Here is a 16,143-nt window from a genome sequence, read left to right on the forward strand (position 1 = left end):
AGAACCTCACTCGTCCTGTCCACGGTCCTGATAGGCAGTCTGCTGCAGGGTGTGGCAACCCCCGTCGCCGTTGCGGCGCCGAGTCTGCCCGGTCTGCCCGCGTCGGAGAAGCCCGTCGCGGGTACCAAGGGCACGAAGGTCAAACCGCGGGCGCAGCACAAGGGGTCCCGCGTCCCCACAGCCACCCCGCACAACACGCTGCCGAAGGCGACCGAGGTCACCACTTCGCTTCCGGCCCCGGGTGCCAAGGGCGCGAACCGGTTCGCCTCGCCGAAGGGGCAGCCGATCGGGATCGCGCGGGCCACGAGCACCGCGGCCGGCAAGAACACGGCGAAGAGCAGCACGGCTAGCGAAGACCTGGCGCTGAACGGCGTCACCTCACGCGTATTCGATTCCCGGCACGCCAAGCGTGCGGGGGTGAAGGGACTGCTCTTCACTCTCGCCCCGAAGGCTGCCAAGTCTTCTGCCAAGGGCAAAGCTCCGGTCGACGTCTCCGTCGACTACTCCTCCTTCGCCCAGTCCTTCGGCGGCTCGTATGCCTCGCGCATGCAGCTGGTCGAACTTCCGGCCTGTGCGCTGACGACGCCCGAGCAGGACAAGTGCCGCAAGGCGCAGCCGGTCGCGGCAGTCAACGACACGGACCAGCAGACGCTGAGCGCCGGCTCCATGTCGCTGCAGGCGGACGCCCCCACGGTCCTGGCGGCCACGGCAGCGCCGGACGGGGACAAGGGCGACTACAAGGCCACCTCCCTCTCGCCGTCCTCCACCTGGGCCACCAGTCTCAACACCGGTGACTTCACCTGGTCCTACGATTTCCAGACCCCCGAGGTGCCGGGCGGTTTGAAGCCGAGCGTGGGTCTGTCCTACTCGTCGGGCGCCATCGACGGGCGTACCGGAGGGACGAACAACCAGGGCTCCTGGGCCGGCGACGGGTTCAACCTGTGGTCGGGCTCCATCGAGCGCCGCTACAAGCCGTGTGCCGACGACGGGGTCAAGAACACTGACGGCAACAAGCCGGGCGACCTGTGCTGGGGCTACGACAACGCCTACATCTCGTTCAACGGCGTGGGCGGTGAACTCGTCCAGACCGGTACCAACACCTTCAAGCTCAAGAACGACGACGGCACGAAGATCGCCCGTGGCTACAACACCGCTCTCGAGAACGGTGACAACGACGGCGAGTACTGGCGTGTAACCACCCCGGACGGCACGCGGTACTACTTCGGCTACAACCGGCCCAGTGGCTGGACGGACGGCGACGAGTCCTCGAACTCGACCTGGACGGTTCCGGTCTACGGGAACGACAGCGGCGAGAAGTGCCATGGTGCGTCGTTCGCGGAATCCTGGTGCCAGCAGGGCTGGCGGTGGAACCTCGACGTAGTCGTCGACACGCACGGCAACGCCATCACCTATCACTACGGCAAGGAGAACAACTCCTACGGCCGGAACCTCAAGGCCGACGACGACACGACGTACGTGCGCGGCGGGTACCTCGACAAGATCAACTACGGCCTGAGGGCCAGCGACTACTACGCCAAGCCCCTGGCCCAGGTCGTCTTCGACAACAAAGAACGCTGCCTGCCCCAGACCGGCGTGACCTGCGAGACCGACACGATCGACTCCAAGTCCGCCTACTGGTACGACACCCCCTGGGACCTGAACTGCAAGACGGGCACCAGCTGTGACAACGGCCGGCTCTCCCCCTCTTTCTGGACCCGCAAGCGACTGACCGGCATCAACACCCAGGTACTCAACACCGCGGGCACCTACGACAAGGTCGACTCCTGGAAGCTCGACCACCACTGGGGCACCGCGGACGTCGACTACCAGCTGCTGCTGGACAGCATCCAGCACACCGGTGAATCGGCGACCCCGGCCGTCACGCTGCCCAAGACCACCTTCGACTACACACAGCTGCAGAACCGACTCGACAAGACTGGCGACGGCTACGCCCCGTTCGTCAAGGACCGGCTCTCGACTGTTGCCGACGAGTTCGGCGGTCAGATCGATGCGAACTACTCGAAGCCGGAATGCAGCTGGGGCGCGCTGCCGACACCGGAGACGAACACCACGAGGTGCTTCCCGCAGTACCTCCGCGGTAGCGACTCGGAACCGGCGAAACTGAACTGGTTCAACAAGTACGTCACGACGTCCGTCACCGAGACGGACCGTACAGGGAAGGCGCCGGACCAGGTCACGCAGTACGAGTACCTCGGCGACGCCGCCTGGCACTACGACGATGACGACGGCCTGACCAAGGAGAAGGAGAAGACCTGGTCCCAGTGGCGCGGCTACGGTCACGTCCGTGTACTGACCGGTGGCCAGGGCGGCGCCGACCAGATGAAGACGCAGAACGACTCCTACTTTCTGCGCGGCATGAACGGCGACCGGAAGAACTCCACAGGCGGTACGAAGAGCGTCTCCGTGGCGCTCGAAGACGGCGAAGGCGACGCGATAGCGGACGATGCCGCTTCCGCCGGGTTCGGCTACAAGACCGCCGTCTTCGAAAAGCCTGGCGGCAACGTTCTGGGCAAGACCGTCAGCCGGCCATGGTTCCACGAGACCGGGAAGAAGGTACGCGACTGGGGGACTGTCACCTCCAACTTCAACGGCACTGCCTCCACCACGACCTGGACCTCCCTGGACAAGGGGGCAGGCGAGAAGTGGCGCACGACATCGACCGCGTCGAAGCAGGACCTGGTCGCCGGGCGAGTTATCGAAAGCGACAACTTCGGCGACGACTCGACGGCAGCGGATGACCAGTGCACCCGCACCACCTACGCGGAGGACTCGGCCGCAACGATCCTCACTCTCCCGATACGGGTCGAGACCGTCGCGAAATCCTGCAGCGCTCCCGTGGACCGGTCCAAGAATGTCCTGACCGACGTCCGTTCGGCCTACGACAAGGCCGCCTACGGTGCGGCACCCACGAAGGGCGACGCGACAGCCACGGCAGCTCTGAAGAGCCACGACGGCACGAAGGCGACGTACCTCGAAGCGGGAGCCACCTTCGACATCTACGGCCGACAGCTGACCGCGACCGACCTGACCGCCAACGTTACGGTCACCGGCGACCAGGCCCCTGTCCGCTCCGCACGCAGCGACGGCCGCACCAACACGACCGCCTACACACCCCCGACCGGCTTCGCCACGCAGACCAAGGTGACCACCCCGCCTGCCAAGGCGTCCGACACAACGACGGCCCAGGTCACCACCACGGACATCGACCCGTCACGAGGGGTCGTCGCCAAGCAGACCGACACGAACAACAACGTCACCGAATACGCCCACGACGCGCTGGGACGGACGACCAAGGTCTGGGCTGCCGACCGCCGCAACACGCAGACTCCCACCCAGGAGTTCGTCTACACGATCGATGACGACAAGCCGGTCGTGATTGCGACGAAGTCGCTCAACAATACCGGCGGACAGATCACGTCGTACCAACTGCTCGACGGATTCCTGCGAGAGCGCCAGACCCAGGCCCCAGGGCCCGACGGCGGCAGCATCATCGCGGACACCTTCTACGACGAACGCGGGCTCGCCGCCAAGACGTTCGCCCCCTACTACGTCACGGAGGCACCCAGCACCCAGCTCTTCAAACCGGACAACGCACTGTCCGTCGAGACCCAGACCCTCGTCACCTTCGACGGGATGAACCGGTCCGTACAAACCCAGCAGAAGGCCGGCAATGGCGACGGCGGTGAGATCCTCAGCACCACCAAGACCATCTACGGTGGCGACCGCACCACGATCATTCCGCCGGTCGGCGGCACAGCCACCACGACGCTGAGCGACGCCCGCGGCAACATCACGGAACTGCGCCAGCTTCACAGCCGTTCGGCTGACGCCGCCTACGACAGCACCACGTACCACTACACACCGCGCAACGAACTGGACAAGGTCACCGACCCCGCCGGAAACCACTGGACGTACACCTACGACCAGCTCGGCCGGAAGATCTCCACGACCGACCCCGACCAGGGCACGACCGACACCACCTACGACGACCGCGGCCAGGTGACCTTCACCAAGGGCTCGCGCACCGACGTCCCCGGACTGGCGTACCTCTACGACGACCTCGGCCGCCAGACCGAGGTACGCGAGAAGTCCGCCACCGGAACCCTGCGGACCAAGCAGGTCTACGACACGCTCACAGGTGCCAAGGGCCAGCTCGCCGAATCCACGCGGTACGTGGACGGCCAGGCATACACCTCCAAGGTCACCGCCTACGACAGGCTCTACCGCCCCACCCGGACGGCAGTGGTCATTCCCGCCGCTGAGGGCGCCCTCCAGGGCACCTACCAGACCGGAACCACTTTCCACCCCTCCGGCCTCACCGCAGGCGTGAGCTACTCCGCAGCCGGCTCCCTGCCGGGCGGTTCCGCCAACTACACCTACGACAACGCAACCCTCCGCCCGGCCACGGTCTACGGCGAGGGCATGGCGTCCAGCGTCAGCTACAGCCTCACAGGCAAGCCGCTCCAGTACCAGATGAGCCTTGCCTCCAGCAGCAAGATCACACAGGTCACCAACACCTACGAGTGGGGCACCCAACGCCTCGCCACCTCCCGCGTCGACCGCCAGGACCAGCCCGGCGTCGACCGCTACGCCACCTACCACTACGACGAGGCCGACAACGTCCGCTCGATCTCGGACACCTCCCGGACCGGCACGGACAACCAGTGCTACACCTACGACTACCTCGGCCGGCTCACTGAAGCCTGGGCACAGCCCACAAAGACCTGCGCAGCCGCACCCGCGGCGTCCCAGGTCGGAGGCCCTGCCCCGTACTGGCAGTCCTTCACCTACGACAAGTCCGGCAACCGAGCCACGCAGACACGCCATGACGTAACCGGCGACACAACAAAGGACCTCAAGGACACCTACACCTACCCCACGCCCGGCACACCCCAGGCGCACAGCCTGACCTCCCGGAAGACCACCGGGCCCGCCGGCTCCACCACCGACACCTACACCTACGACTCCAGCGGGAACACCATCACCCGCCCCGGCCAGTCGCTCACCTGGGACGCCGAGGGCCACCTGGCAAGCGTCACCAAAAGCGGCAAGACCACCAACTACCTCTACGACGCCTCCGGCAACCGGCTCATCGGCCGAACCCCGACCGAAACCACCCTGTACCTGGGCAACACCGAAGTCACCCTCCCCACCGGCGCCACCAAGGCAAAGGCCACCCGGTACTTCGACCTCGGCGGCGGCCAGACAGCCATCCGCAGTGACGACGGCACCTTCGCCTTCACCATCGCCGACCAGCACGGCACCGGCGAACTAGCCATCCAAGCAGCCGACCTAGCTATCACCCAGCGCCGCACCCTCCCCTTCGGCGGAGAACGAGGCACCACACCCACTACCTGGCCCGGCACCAAGGGATTCGTCGGCGGCACCGACGACACCAAAACCACCGGCCTCACCCACCTCGGCGCACGCGAATATGACGCCGACCTCGGCCGCTTCATCTCCATCGACCCGGTCCTCGACCTGACCGACTCCCAACAGATGAACGGCTACACCTACGCCAACAACAACCCCGCCACCCTCTCCGACCCCAGCGGCCTACGCCCCGACGGACCCGTCGGCGGAGCCTCATACAACGACGAGCGAGAGACAAACCCCCTTCTCGACGGGGGATACAGAGAAAGGACAAGAGGAAGCGGCTGGATCCTCGACTACTACGGTGGCTGGACCTATCGACACCAGACATGGTCAAACAGAGGCAAGTACGGCTACTTCCTCACCTACTCCCTGTCCGGGCGAGCCAAAGCAGCAGGGGTTTCGGCAGCTAAAGAAGCCTCATTCGTACCCGTAGAAACCAAGAAACCAGACAACCTATACAGCAACTTCATCGGTCCTGTTGTCGGAGCAATACTTCTCCCCGACGTAGATTCCTACCAGGCCTGCGCCGGGGGCAGTGTGACTGCCTGCGCCTGGTCGGCCACAGATATACCGTTCCTCAAGATATTCAAGGGCCTCAAGGCGGCCAAGCGCATCGAAGAGGGAATCGAAGACGGTTCGGCTGTAGCGAAATGCCTGCACAGCTTCCTCCCTGGGACCAAGGTGCTCCTGGCCGATGGAAAATCCAAAAAAATTGAGGACGTCGACGAGGGTGACGAGCTACTTTCCACCGACCCGGAAACCGGGAAGACCCAGAGCAAGAAGGTCATAGCAACCATCCTCACGAAGGATGACAAGCACTTCACCGAACTCACGCTCCAGACCGGCGAAGACCAGGCAACCATCATCGCCACCGACACCCACCCCTTCTGGTCCACCGACCAGAAGAGGTGGATAGACGCCGGCGACATAGAGCCCGGAACCACGCTGCGAACGGCGAGCGGTGCCAGCATCAAGGTCCTGCAAACCCGGCACTACGCGAAGCAGCAGACGACCCACGACCTCACCGTCGACCGCATCCACACGTACTATGTGCTGGCGGGCGCTACTCCGGTCCTGGTTCATAATTGCAACAACGCGGCCACTCATGAAGTCGAGAACGTTGTCGATAATCTCGATGACGATGTTTACTTCCATTACACCAGCGAGGATGGGCACGCAGGTATCTTGTCTGGTGACGGCAGCCTTAGGATCGGTGCCAACTCTGCCGGAAAGGTTCATGTGACGCAGGAAATTGGGAGCTCTGTGGAAATTGAGCGAAACGTCATGATCAATAATCCGTCACACGCCGGGAAGGCTGATTTCCTTTTCGCCTTCCGCATGCCTCAAGGTGTCGGGCTTGGCCCTGGTTCTCAGCCAAATGAGCTGATCGCGAGGGGCTCGTTGAAGATCCCGTCCGGGAACGTCCTCTTTCATGGAAGGAACCCCTTCTGATGGCAGAGCTAGTCGAGTTCGACACCTTTGCCCAGGTAGAGGTCTTGCTTCGCGCTGGCATGGAGTTCAAGTTCGAGCACTCCGAGGGCTCGGACATACTCAACGGGAGTCCGGTTTACGCATCGGCATTGAATCGCCTTCGCGAAGGTTTGATCTTGGGGCTGCGTTCGAGCTCGACGCCAGGCCGAGCGCAGAAGCAGGCTGACTGGTATCGACTTTCGCATCACCCACATCGCTGGGGGGTCATCGGGCAAAGGGCCGTGTTGCATCCGCGTTGGCGGGATCTAGATGCGGTCGAGATGCGCCAATGGATCGAAACGCTCGCAGCGCCACTTATGGTGGACGATGAAGCGCTGGAAGCCATCAAGGCGGCAGTCGAAGAATTGCTTCATCATGGCTGACGCGAAGTCTTTTCGGTAATCCAATCGAGGCCTCACCGGATTTTTTTCCGGTGGGGCCTCTGGAGTGTTTGACGGCAACGCTGACGGCAACGTCAGCGGACTACGGCTGCGGTCGGTGGGTCGTCGGGGGCGTCGTCGCCGCTGCCGAGGGCGTTGCCGAGGGTGTCGATGGCCTGACGCTGGAGGCGGAGTCGGACGTGGGCGTAGACGCCGGCGGTGACGCCGATGTGGGCGTGGCCGAGGAGTTCCTTGATGACGACGAGGTCGATGCCCTGTTCCAGGAGGAGGGGGGCGGTCGAGTGTCGGAGGTCGTGGAAACGGATCGTCCGGAGTCCTGCGCTGTGGAGGAGGAGGCGGAAGCGACGGGTCAGGTTGCCGGGGTCGAGAGGCCTGCCCTGAGGGGTGGTGAAGATGAGTCCGTTGTCCGTCCAGCCCTTTCCGGCCGCCTGGCGCTCTTCCTGCTGCTGTTCCTGGTGGATCTTGAGGGAGCTCAGACATTCGATGGGCAGGTCGATGCGCCGCTCGGAGGCCAGGGCCTTGGTGTGCAGGACGGTCAGGCCCTGGCTTCGGGTGCGCTGGAGGGAGCGGTGGATGGTGGCGGTGCCGCCGGTGAGGTCGACGTCTTCCCAGTGGAGGCCGAGGAGTTCGCCCTTGCGGAGTCCGGTACGCAGGGCGAGTTCGTACAGGGCGTGAAGCCGATCACCGTGGGCCGTGTGGAGGAGTCGTCGGGCTTCGGTGGTGGTGAGGGGCTGGAAGCGGCGAGGGCGGGGCGTGGTCGTCTTGACGTTCCGGGCGACGTTGCGGGGAAGTTCGTCCTCGCGGACGGCGTGTTCCAGGGCGGACTTGAGGACCGTGTGGACGTACGTCACGGTCAGCGGGGACAGGCGCTTGTCGCAGCACTGGCCGATGGTGCAGCAGGACCGCCGAACAACGTCTCGCTCCTGGGCGCAGCACTGGCAGGTGGTGCGGAGTCCGTCGAGGAAGGTGCGGACGTCGCGGGTGGTGAGCCGGGCGAGCTTCTTGGCGCCGAGGCCGGGATTGAGGTGGAGGCGGATGGAAGCCGCGTATCGGGTGTGGGTGTTCTCCCGCAGGTGGTGAACGGCGACGCCGTTCAGCCAGTACGCAAGATAGGCGCTCACGGTGCTGTCGGCCGCTGCGACGGGGAGGCCGCGGTTGCTGGCGGCGATCTTCTCGGTGAGCTTGGTCATCGCGTCTTTGCGGGTGGTGCCGTAGACGCGGATGCGCTTGCTGGTGTTGCCGGGGGCGAGGACATATCCGGCGGCTTCCCAGCGTCCGTCCTTGCGCTGGTAGACGGTCCCGTCGCCATTTGCACGGGCACGGGCACGGGAGCGGCGGGAGGAGGCGGGGCGAGGTGTGGTCATCAGGCGGCTTCCTGTTCGAGGCCGGATGAAGTCGGTGAGCGCGGGGATGGGGATACGGCGGGCGCGGCCGAGGGTGACCGAGGCGAGCTGGCCGGTGCGGAGCAGGTCGTAGACGGCGGAGCGGCCAAGCTGGAGACGGGCCATGACCTGGGGCACCGTGAGCAGATCCAGCGCTGGTGCCGCTTCCGCGTGGAGGACGGCGAGCGGGGGCGAGGCCATCAGCAGCCCCCTTCGGCCGCGAACTGCCTTTCCAGTTCCTTGCGATGCCAGACACCGGCGGCGAGGAGGGCCGCGCCGGGGCTGTAGCCCGAGCCGAGGTAGTCCCAGCGGCCGACGACGAGCGTGGTCGTCGCGTCGGACTCCGGCAGGCCGGCATGGGCGCGGGCCTGTTCGGTACGCCAGGCGCGGCGGACGTCGCGCAGCGCGCCCAGGGTGGTGGAGTAGCTGCGGGACTTGGTGGAGAAGTGGCCCCGGAAGCCGAGCATGTGCGCCCACTTAGGCCGGTGAATTCCGGCATCCTGCCCAGCTCCCAGCAGGTGCGGATTATCTGCCGCACATGCCGGGTGACCGCGAGCTGTGGCAGGGGACGGGCCTGTCCGGTGCCCTTGCAGGAGGTGCAGGGGAGCGGGGTTCCGTGGGGCAGGAGGGTGGCGCCGCGTCCCTGGCAGGGGCGGCAGAACAGGGCATGGTCGAGCGTGCCGGAGGCGTCGGCGGATTTGGTGGCGTACTTGGCCACGTAGGCGGCGACCGTCTGGTCGGTGAGGTCGCTGGCGGTGCCGAAGGCAGCGATCTCGCGGACGTCGAGTTGCTGGCCTCATGTGAGTTCGCGTTCCCTGATCGCGTCCGACGTGACGGCCACTCGGACACGGAGGGCTGCGGCCCGGATGGCGTCGGTGAACACGACGACGGTGGCAGACGGGGGCGGAGGCGTGGCGTTGCCGTCGGGGCCGCCGAGCCGGATGACGCGTGGAAGTGGACCAGGCCGCGCTTTTGGTACTCGGCGACCTTGGCGAAGGAGATCCGCAGTACGGCGCGGGCGGCTTTCTGGGTGATGCCGAGCCGGGCGGCGAGCTCGCGGCGCAGGTAGATGGTCAAGCGGGCCCACAAGGCTCCCAGCGTGGGCGTTGAACAGGACCGCGCCTGTGTAGTCGTACGTCGCCGGGTTCAACGGCGAGCCCAGCAGCGGGTCCATGGGGTCGTGGAGCTGGTGGCAGCGGCAGGGCCTGGTGCCGCCGCCGGGGGTGGTGGTGCGGTTGTGAACGGGGCCGAAGGAGGGGGCGGTGAGGGTGGCGAAGACGCGGGGGTGGGTGCGGACGGTGTCGGGGACGGTCTTGCCGCCGGAGAGGCCGGCGCGGATGAGGTGGTAGGTGTCCTGGCCGGGGCTGGCCCGCTCGGCCGGCTGGCGGACGCGGGTCACGCGGCCTCGTCCGGTCGCTGTCGAGCACTCGATCATCACCGTCATCTGGCACATGCTCAACGACAACGTGCCCTAGCTCGAGCTCGGCGGCGACTACTTCACTCGCTGCGACCCTGAATGCGTCACCCGCCGAGCGATCAACCAGCTCAACCACCTTGGCTTCACCGTCACCCTCAACCCGAGGGAAGACACAGCCTGACCGGCAGCCCGGACACCCGGCGGTCCACTGCGACCACCGAACACCCAGCTACGCCCACAACCACCCCGAGCTGCTGCTATTTGCGTGACGGAGTCCAGCTCAGTACCCGTCGCAGGTGGCGGTGGCGAAGGCCCCCGAAGCCCGGTCCGTCCGCCGGGTGATGTCGTCCACCTTCACGGAGCACGCGACGTCGCCGCCGGACCTCCCGAGGCTGACGACGAACGAGCCGCTGTTCATGAACCCCCTGGTCTCCAGCTCCCCGGCCCACGGCAGGGTCCGCAGGGTCAGCCGCCCCGTCGACAGGGCCTCGCCCTGCCAGGTGCTGTAGGTGAGCGTCACGTCTGTGGCGGTGCCGGTGACCTCGTACCTGACCCGCAGCCGCTGCGAGCTCTGCTCGGACAGCCCCCGGGCCAGCACCGCGGAGACCGCGCCCGCGGCCAGGGCCAGGAGCACGACGATCATCAGCACCACCCACGGCCACAACCGCCGCCGGGAGGGCTGCGGCGCGTCCGGCCCGTCGTCGGCTCCCTGCTCGCTCATGCCACCACCCTCCACGCTCCGGCCCCGGCCCGCGACCCCGCCGCCCCTCACCCGTCCGGCCCCCACCGCATGCGCCCCCGCGTGCCGCCGCCTTGACTTGGGACGGTGGACGAGTGCTGGGAGGCGCGATGACCGGGCGAGGCGTACGGGGTGCGGGTGCCGTGCTGGTGGCGGTCGTCCTGGCGGCGACGGCTACAGCCTGCTCCGACGACGGGGACAGCGCGTCCAGCACGGCGTCCAAGGCCGCTTCGGCAGCCTCCTCCCTGGCGTCCAGGGGCGCCGACGCGGTCGCATCGGCGACGGCCGCCGCCAAGGACAAGCTGGACAGCTTCAAGGACGGCGTGAACGCGAGCGGCGACGTCAAGGCCGGTGCGACGGCCACCGGCAAGGACGGCCACGCCACCTCGAAGGTCACGGTGCGCAACTCGACCGACTCGAAGCAGTCCTACGGCGTTCAGATCAACTTCCGCGACCGGAACGGCAATCTGCTCGACACGGTCGTGGTGACGGTCGACGACGTCGCCGCCAAGGCCACCAAGGACGCCACCGCCCGCAGCAACCGCAAGCTCGACGGCGACGTCAAGGCCGAGGTGGGCACGGCGCTGCGGCACTGACGGTCCGACGCGAACGAGGGCCGCCGCCCCGGCCAGGGGGCGGCGGCCCTCGTGTGACGCTCACGGCATCAGCTCGGCAATCGGGCCGGGCGCTGTCCACCGACAGTCCGGGCCGGCTGCCTAGAGGTCGAAGTACAGCTCGAACTCGTGCGGGTGGTCAGGGGCCTGCGGATTCGCGTCCGCATGGCCTCTGACCTGCCGATATGTGAGTCATCGCGTTCCGTCGTACTCCGTCGTTAATCATTGTTCTGCGGACTGCCTGCGGACTGGTCATCATGGTCGCTGTCCGCAGCCTTCACGATCCGCCGTACCTGCTGACGCGTGTAGCCGGTCGCCTCGCATACGTCCTTCTGCAGCACGCCGTCGGCGTCCGCCTGCCTGATCGCGGCCGCAAGTTCCTGCCGCAGGATCTCAGTCCGGGCCTCGGCCGCTCTGAATCGGCCGGCCAGCTGCTCCAGGGATCGCTTGTCCATGACACATAGTGTTCCATCCTTCTTCATGGAACATCACGTTACCTATGCGGCGCCAGAAAGCCCAGAGTGTGAGTCATTGACAAAGGAACACGATGTTCCCTACGGTTGGGGCACGGCCACCGCAGAACGCGGAACGGCCCCACCCGGTGCGCTAACACCGGAATGGGGCCTAGGTCCGAACCCTCAGTACAGGGAGTCGAACCATGCAGATCACCGTACCCACCTTGTCCAGCTTGCAGCTCGACGGGCTCGCCTGCGTCGGCTGCGGCGCGGACGACACCGAGCAGCAGCCCACGGGGGACCGTTCCCCGTCCGGCGCCCAGCTGTTCCGCTGCACCGATGCCGACGTCTGCCGCGCCCAGCGGAGCGTCAACGCTCAGTTCCCCCGGCTCGCCGCGCTGCGCGCCGAGTCGGCCCCGGCAACCGCCTGGCGGTCGCTTTCCCTGGGGGACGTCAGCACGATCCCCGTGGCCGAGCTGCTGAAGACGCTCGGTGTCCGCGTCGTTGAGGTCGACGGCGAACTCTCCGATGACGGCGCCGCCGGGGCCCTGTCGGGCCGGGTCGGGGAGGCCACGATCCGGATCGAGCGGAGCCTGCCGCAGGCCGACCGCGAGCGCGTCGTCCGCGCGCTGCTGGCCCGTATCAGCCCCGCCGCCCAGCAGTACACGGTGAAGGCGGACCGGCCGGTCCGCATGGTGCCCGCCCGGGTGGACGGGCACACGGTTCTCATCGACTGCCCGGCCTGGTGCACCTTCGATCACGTCGCGGAGGATGCCCTGTTCCTCGATGACGTCTACCACTCGACGGACACGGTGACGCTCATGGCGCCGCGCGTGGGCGCTGAGGATGCGCCGCTGGTGAATGCCCGGCTGAACGCGGACACGTTCGGGTCCGACGAGGCAACCCGCCGGCCGCTGCTCATCATCGCGCACGAGGATGAGGCGCTGTACATGACGCCCGAGCAGGCCGGGGTGTTCGCCGATGGCCTGGTGGCGTTCGCCGAGTCGGTGCGTGCTCTCGCGGCGCAGGCTGGCGGTGTCCGATGACGAAGCCCATCAGCGAGGAGACCCGTACTCTCCTCGGCGAGTTCGCCGACACCCTCGACGCCCGCAGGCCGACCGCGCCGATGCTGGAGCCGATCCGACTCGCTCGCGCGCTGGTCCTCTCCGAGGTGCTGCACGGTGTCGGGGAGAAGGCGTTCGCGGCCGAGCAGGACCTGCTCGCCGCCGCACCCCACGTCCGCCCCGGCCAGACCCGCGGCGAGTACGCGGCGCTCCTCCGCCTCATCGCGCAGGGGGCTGTCACTGTGGCCACCCTCGACCAGGGCGACGTCACGGTGCCCGAGCCGACGTGGTGCCGCGGACACGATGGCCTGCCGGTGAACGCGCTCGTTGACCTGGGCCACCGCGGGCCCGAGCACCGAATCGGCGGTGACCGGCAGCTGTTCGTCGCCTACCTGTCCCAGTACCCGCACGGCAGTGCCTGCGCCGTCGACCTGTACATCGAGCCCGTCAGCGAGCCCGACGCGTTCGACCCGCCCGGGGCCGAGGGCCTGGCCGCCGCGCTCGTCGAGGCGGCCGGACAGCTTCGGACCCTCGCCCTGCAGCTGGCCGTCGTGCGGGCGGGGGAGGGGCTGTGACCGGGGTGGCCGTGGTGAACCGGCCGACCGAGGCGGCGGCGCTGCGCTCGATGACGTCCCACCCGGTGCCGCCCGTGGGGAGGGTTGCCGATCTGCTGATCGTGGCCCGTGCCACCAACGACCGGTACGGCGAGCAGCTGTTCAGCTGCCTGCTCGATCGCGCGATGGGAGGTCGGTCATGATTCACAGGCTTCTGTACAGTCCGGGCGAGACGGGGGCGCCGGTCCAGACGGCGCCTCGCTGCTACCGTGGGCCGGCCGACCTTCCCGACTGTGTCGTCGAGGTCGAGTGTCCGTCCTGGTGCGCGGAGGATCACGCCGTGCCGGTGGCGCCGGGTGTTCCCCGGTTCCTGGATGACGACTTCCATGTGTCCGCCCCGATCACCGTGGTGCCTCCCCCTGAGGTGCACGGCAGCGATGTGTCCCTGCTTCCGCAGCTGACGGCGCGGCTCATGGCCCACACGATCGAGGGTGGGGTGATGCTGGGGGCCGCTTCCATTCACATGGAGTTGGGTACGTCGGTCGATGCTTACGCCGATCTGGATGTGGCCGGGGCCGATGACGTGCTTCGGCAGTTGCGTGAGTACGTCGTCGGCCTGCAGCAGATGCGCGACGCTCTCGCCGCAGTGCAGAAGGTTGCGTCGTGAGTACCCCGCCGCTGCCGGGCAAGGGGCTGTCGGTCAAGGTCGACCAGCAGCTGTATGACGACCTCATGATCATGATGCGGGCGGGTAATACCGTCTCCGACGCGGTGAAGGAAGCGGTGAGCCTCATCGCGGGTACCTACCGCAACGCGTGGGCGATGGGCGCCTACCCGGAAGGGGTGTTGCCGCAGGTCATCGCCTGTCAGGTACGCCCATATGACTGGGGTATGACCGCGGGCGTACCCCGGCGGGTACCCCAGGTACCCGCCGGGGTACCCGGGGGCTCGGGTACCCCACGTACTCGGGTACCCGGGGTACCCCGTCACACCGCGGGCAGTCCGGCATCGGCTCGCACGGACAGCGCGCACCACCAGGTCACTGAGGGGGAATCATGAACCAGAAGATCACGCCCGAGCTCGTCGAGGGCATCCTGGAGTCGCACGCCGAGCAGCTGCTCGACCTCCTCGCCGATGCCCCCGGCGGGGCCACGCTCGATGGTCTGTCGTGGGTGCGCTCGGCCGACGCCGGCACGGTCCGATTCCGCATCGCCGTGACCGTCGAATCGACCGGCATCACGCGGGCCGTAGCCGAGGCCCGAATCGTTGCCGAGGATCCGGCCGAGAGCACGGCCGAGCGGGAGGCTGCGCGGCGGTTCCTCCGGGCGGCCGCCTGACCTCGGCCAGCCCCCGCGATTCGAGAGCAGCCAGCCCCCTCTCGGGCCGCTCCCCCGGGGTGGGTAGACGTGCCCCGTCTACCCACCCCATCTACCTGCTGTGACCTGCATGTCTACCCGCCGTCTACCCCGGTAGATCGGGCCGTCTACCAGTCATCTACCCGGGCGAGAGTGGGGGGCGAGAAGGGGTTGCTGTTCGGGCCCCCCTTTCGGGAACCCCTCCCCCACTTCTGAGACCGCTCCTGTTGCCGTTGTTGCCGCAGGTCAGAGCAACAACAACAACGCGAGCAACAGGGGAGTGGCCGAAGTGCGCCGTGCGCGCCCCCCGTTCCGCCTATGTGATCCACACAACACAGGGAGTAGTTTTGTCGAACCATGAAGGCACGACCGGAGGAGAACCGGTGAAGCCCAACCGTAAGGAAGCTGCGGACATCGTCCGTGGCACACGAGATTCATCCAAGGCGGGGTGGTGGCGGGCCGCGCCGGCCGAGTCCCTGTCTGAACACATCGACCGGCTCGGCCGCTTAGAGAGTGCCGCGGACACGATCCAGTCGTACCAGCCGCTCATGATTCCCGGCATGTTGCAGACGTTCCAGTACGCCGCATCAGCGATCAAGGCCACGACACCGGCCCTGCCGCCGGAAGAGGTCGCGGACCGGGCGGACCGGCGCCTGAAGCGCATCGACAGCCTCGGATTCTCCTCGGACCGCCGCGCCTGGTTCGTTCTGTCCGAAGAGACACTGCGGCGCCCCGTGGGCGGGAAGGCTGTGCTCATCGAGCAGTTGGAGCACCTGTTGAACGTGGCTGCGCTCCGGCCGTCCGTGACACTGCAGGTGATGCCAGAAGCGAGCGAGGGACACCCCGGTCTCTCGGGTGGCTTCACCATGTACCGCATCGGTGGGCAGCGTGCGGTGTTCACCGAGACGCTCACCGGGACGCTCATCAGCACCCGCCCGGAGGACATCGCCGCCTTCTCGTCGGCATACGATCACGTGACGGCTGAGGCACTGCCACCAGCAGCGTCCTTGGAGTTGATCGACACGGCGAGGAGAACACTGTGTCAGCAGTTGGAGATGAGCATCTGGTCTGGGTGAAGTCGACGTACACCGACACCGGTTCGTGTGTCGAGTGGGCGCGGCCCCAGGATGGTGTGCTGGTTCGGGATTCGAAGCGCCCCGCGGGCGCCCGGATACCGCTCCGGCCGGCCGCCTGGTCGTCGCTCGTCGACTGGGCCCGCACCCACGAGGTGTGACAGGCAACCTTGTATAACATTCAAGGTTCCTGAGCAGCAGGAAGCCCCCGCCGCAGGAGAA

The 16,143-nt window shown here is 67.1% G+C and carries 14 protein-coding genes and 3 pseudogenes; 11 read left to right on the forward strand and 6 right to left on the reverse strand.

What is annotated here, in order from left to right; genetic code table 11:
* Positions 1-51: 51 nt before the first annotated feature.
* Positions 52-6,849: a polymorphic toxin-type HINT domain-containing protein gene (locus tag ACGFU6_RS12130; RefSeq protein WP_393610111.1), complete on the forward strand. Its 6,798-nt coding sequence runs from the start codon at positions 52-54 to the stop codon at positions 6,847-6,849.
* A complete protein-coding gene (locus ACGFU6_RS12135; RefSeq protein ID WP_393610113.1) occupies positions 6,849-7,250 on the forward strand; it encodes a hypothetical protein in 402 nt (133 codons plus the stop codon). The genes ACGFU6_RS12130 and ACGFU6_RS12135 overlap by 1 nt, the downstream gene beginning before the upstream one ends.
* A gap of 92 nt (positions 7,251-7,342) precedes the next feature.
* Here ACGFU6_RS12135 and ACGFU6_RS12140 read toward each other — a convergent pair whose 3' ends face one another.
* From ACGFU6_RS12140 to ACGFU6_RS12160, 5 genes and pseudogenes are all read right to left on the reverse strand, one after another.
* Positions 7,343-8,851 carry a tyrosine-type recombinase/integrase gene (locus tag ACGFU6_RS12140; RefSeq protein WP_393610115.1) on the reverse strand — a complete coding sequence of 503 codons (1,509 nt, stop codon included), beginning with the start codon at positions 8,849-8,851 and terminating at the stop codon, positions 7,343-7,345.
* Positions 8,851-9,422: pseudogene (locus ACGFU6_RS12145) on the reverse strand (replication initiator). The gene ACGFU6_RS12140 and the pseudogene ACGFU6_RS12145 overlap by 1 nt, the downstream one beginning before the upstream one ends.
* A 209-nt stretch (positions 9,423-9,631) precedes the next feature.
* Positions 9,632-9,739 (reverse strand): annotated as a pseudogene (locus ACGFU6_RS12150) (hypothetical protein); the annotation flags it as partial.
* A 55-nt stretch (positions 9,740-9,794) separates the two neighbouring features.
* Positions 9,795-10,103, reverse strand: a pseudogene (locus ACGFU6_RS12155) (replication initiator); the annotation flags it as partial.
* A gap of 244 nt (positions 10,104-10,347) precedes the next feature.
* Positions 10,348-10,788, reverse strand: a complete 441-nt coding sequence (locus ACGFU6_RS12160; RefSeq protein WP_393610117.1) for a hypothetical protein — start codon at positions 10,786-10,788, stop codon at positions 10,348-10,350.
* Between the two features lie 128 nt (positions 10,789-10,916).
* Here ACGFU6_RS12160 and ACGFU6_RS12165 point away from each other — a divergent pair, with 128 nt between their 5' ends.
* Complete coding sequence (locus tag ACGFU6_RS12165) at positions 10,917-11,402, forward strand: hypothetical protein (protein WP_393610118.1); 486 nt, start codon at positions 10,917-10,919, stop codon at positions 11,400-11,402.
* Positions 11,403-11,638: 236 nt separating this feature from the next.
* On the opposite strand, the gene ACGFU6_RS12170 is transcribed toward ACGFU6_RS12165, so the two are convergent.
* On the reverse strand, positions 11,639-11,875 hold the full coding sequence (locus ACGFU6_RS12170) for a hypothetical protein (RefSeq protein ID WP_393610120.1): 237 nt from the start codon (positions 11,873-11,875) through the stop codon (positions 11,639-11,641).
* 203 nt (positions 11,876-12,078) lie between these two features.
* On the opposite strand from ACGFU6_RS12170, the gene ACGFU6_RS12175 reads away from it, so the two are divergent.
* The 8 genes from ACGFU6_RS12175 to ACGFU6_RS12210 all read left to right on the forward strand — a co-directional run bounded on the left by ACGFU6_RS12175 (position 12,079) and on the right by ACGFU6_RS12210 (position 16,082).
* The gene (locus tag ACGFU6_RS12175) at positions 12,079-12,921 is read left to right on the forward strand and encodes a DUF6907 domain-containing protein (protein ID WP_393610121.1); all 843 of its coding nucleotides are present in this window, start codon (positions 12,079-12,081) and stop codon (positions 12,919-12,921) included.
* Positions 12,918-13,514: a DUF6907 domain-containing protein gene (locus ACGFU6_RS12180; protein ID WP_393610123.1), complete on the forward strand. Its 597-nt coding sequence runs from the start codon at positions 12,918-12,920 to the stop codon at positions 13,512-13,514. The genes ACGFU6_RS12175 and ACGFU6_RS12180 overlap by 4 nt, the downstream gene beginning before the upstream one ends.
* Positions 13,511-13,696: a hypothetical protein gene (locus ACGFU6_RS12185; RefSeq protein ID WP_393610124.1), complete on the forward strand. Its 186-nt coding sequence runs from the start codon at positions 13,511-13,513 to the stop codon at positions 13,694-13,696. Before ACGFU6_RS12180 ends, ACGFU6_RS12185 begins: the two co-directional genes overlap by 4 nt.
* Positions 13,693-14,160 carry a DUF6907 domain-containing protein gene (locus ACGFU6_RS12190; RefSeq protein ID WP_393610125.1) on the forward strand — a complete coding sequence of 156 codons (468 nt, stop codon included), beginning with the start codon at positions 13,693-13,695 and terminating at the stop codon, positions 14,158-14,160. Before ACGFU6_RS12185 ends, ACGFU6_RS12190 begins: the two co-directional genes overlap by 4 nt.
* Positions 14,157-14,552, forward strand: coding sequence for a hypothetical protein (locus tag ACGFU6_RS12195; RefSeq protein ID WP_393610126.1), 396 nt, complete (start codon positions 14,157-14,159; stop codon positions 14,550-14,552). Before ACGFU6_RS12190 ends, ACGFU6_RS12195 begins: the two co-directional genes overlap by 4 nt.
* Positions 14,549-14,830, forward strand: coding sequence for a hypothetical protein (locus ACGFU6_RS12200; protein WP_393610127.1), 282 nt, complete (start codon positions 14,549-14,551; stop codon positions 14,828-14,830). The genes ACGFU6_RS12195 and ACGFU6_RS12200 overlap by 4 nt, the downstream gene beginning before the upstream one ends.
* 401 nt (positions 14,831-15,231) lie before the next feature.
* Complete coding sequence (locus ACGFU6_RS12205; RefSeq protein ID WP_393610128.1) at positions 15,232-15,924, forward strand: DUF5753 domain-containing protein; 693 nt, start codon at positions 15,232-15,234, stop codon at positions 15,922-15,924.
* The gene (locus ACGFU6_RS12210; protein WP_393610129.1) at positions 15,888-16,082 is read left to right on the forward strand and encodes a DUF397 domain-containing protein; all 195 of its coding nucleotides are present in this window, start codon (positions 15,888-15,890) and stop codon (positions 16,080-16,082) included. Before ACGFU6_RS12205 ends, ACGFU6_RS12210 begins: the two co-directional genes overlap by 37 nt.
* Positions 16,083-16,143 lie beyond the last annotated feature (61 nt).

It is taken from the genome of Streptomyces sp. NPDC048462, assembly GCF_043200175.1.
In the GTDB taxonomy this organism is placed as follows: Bacteria; Actinomycetota; Actinomycetes; order Streptomycetales; family Streptomycetaceae; genus Streptomyces.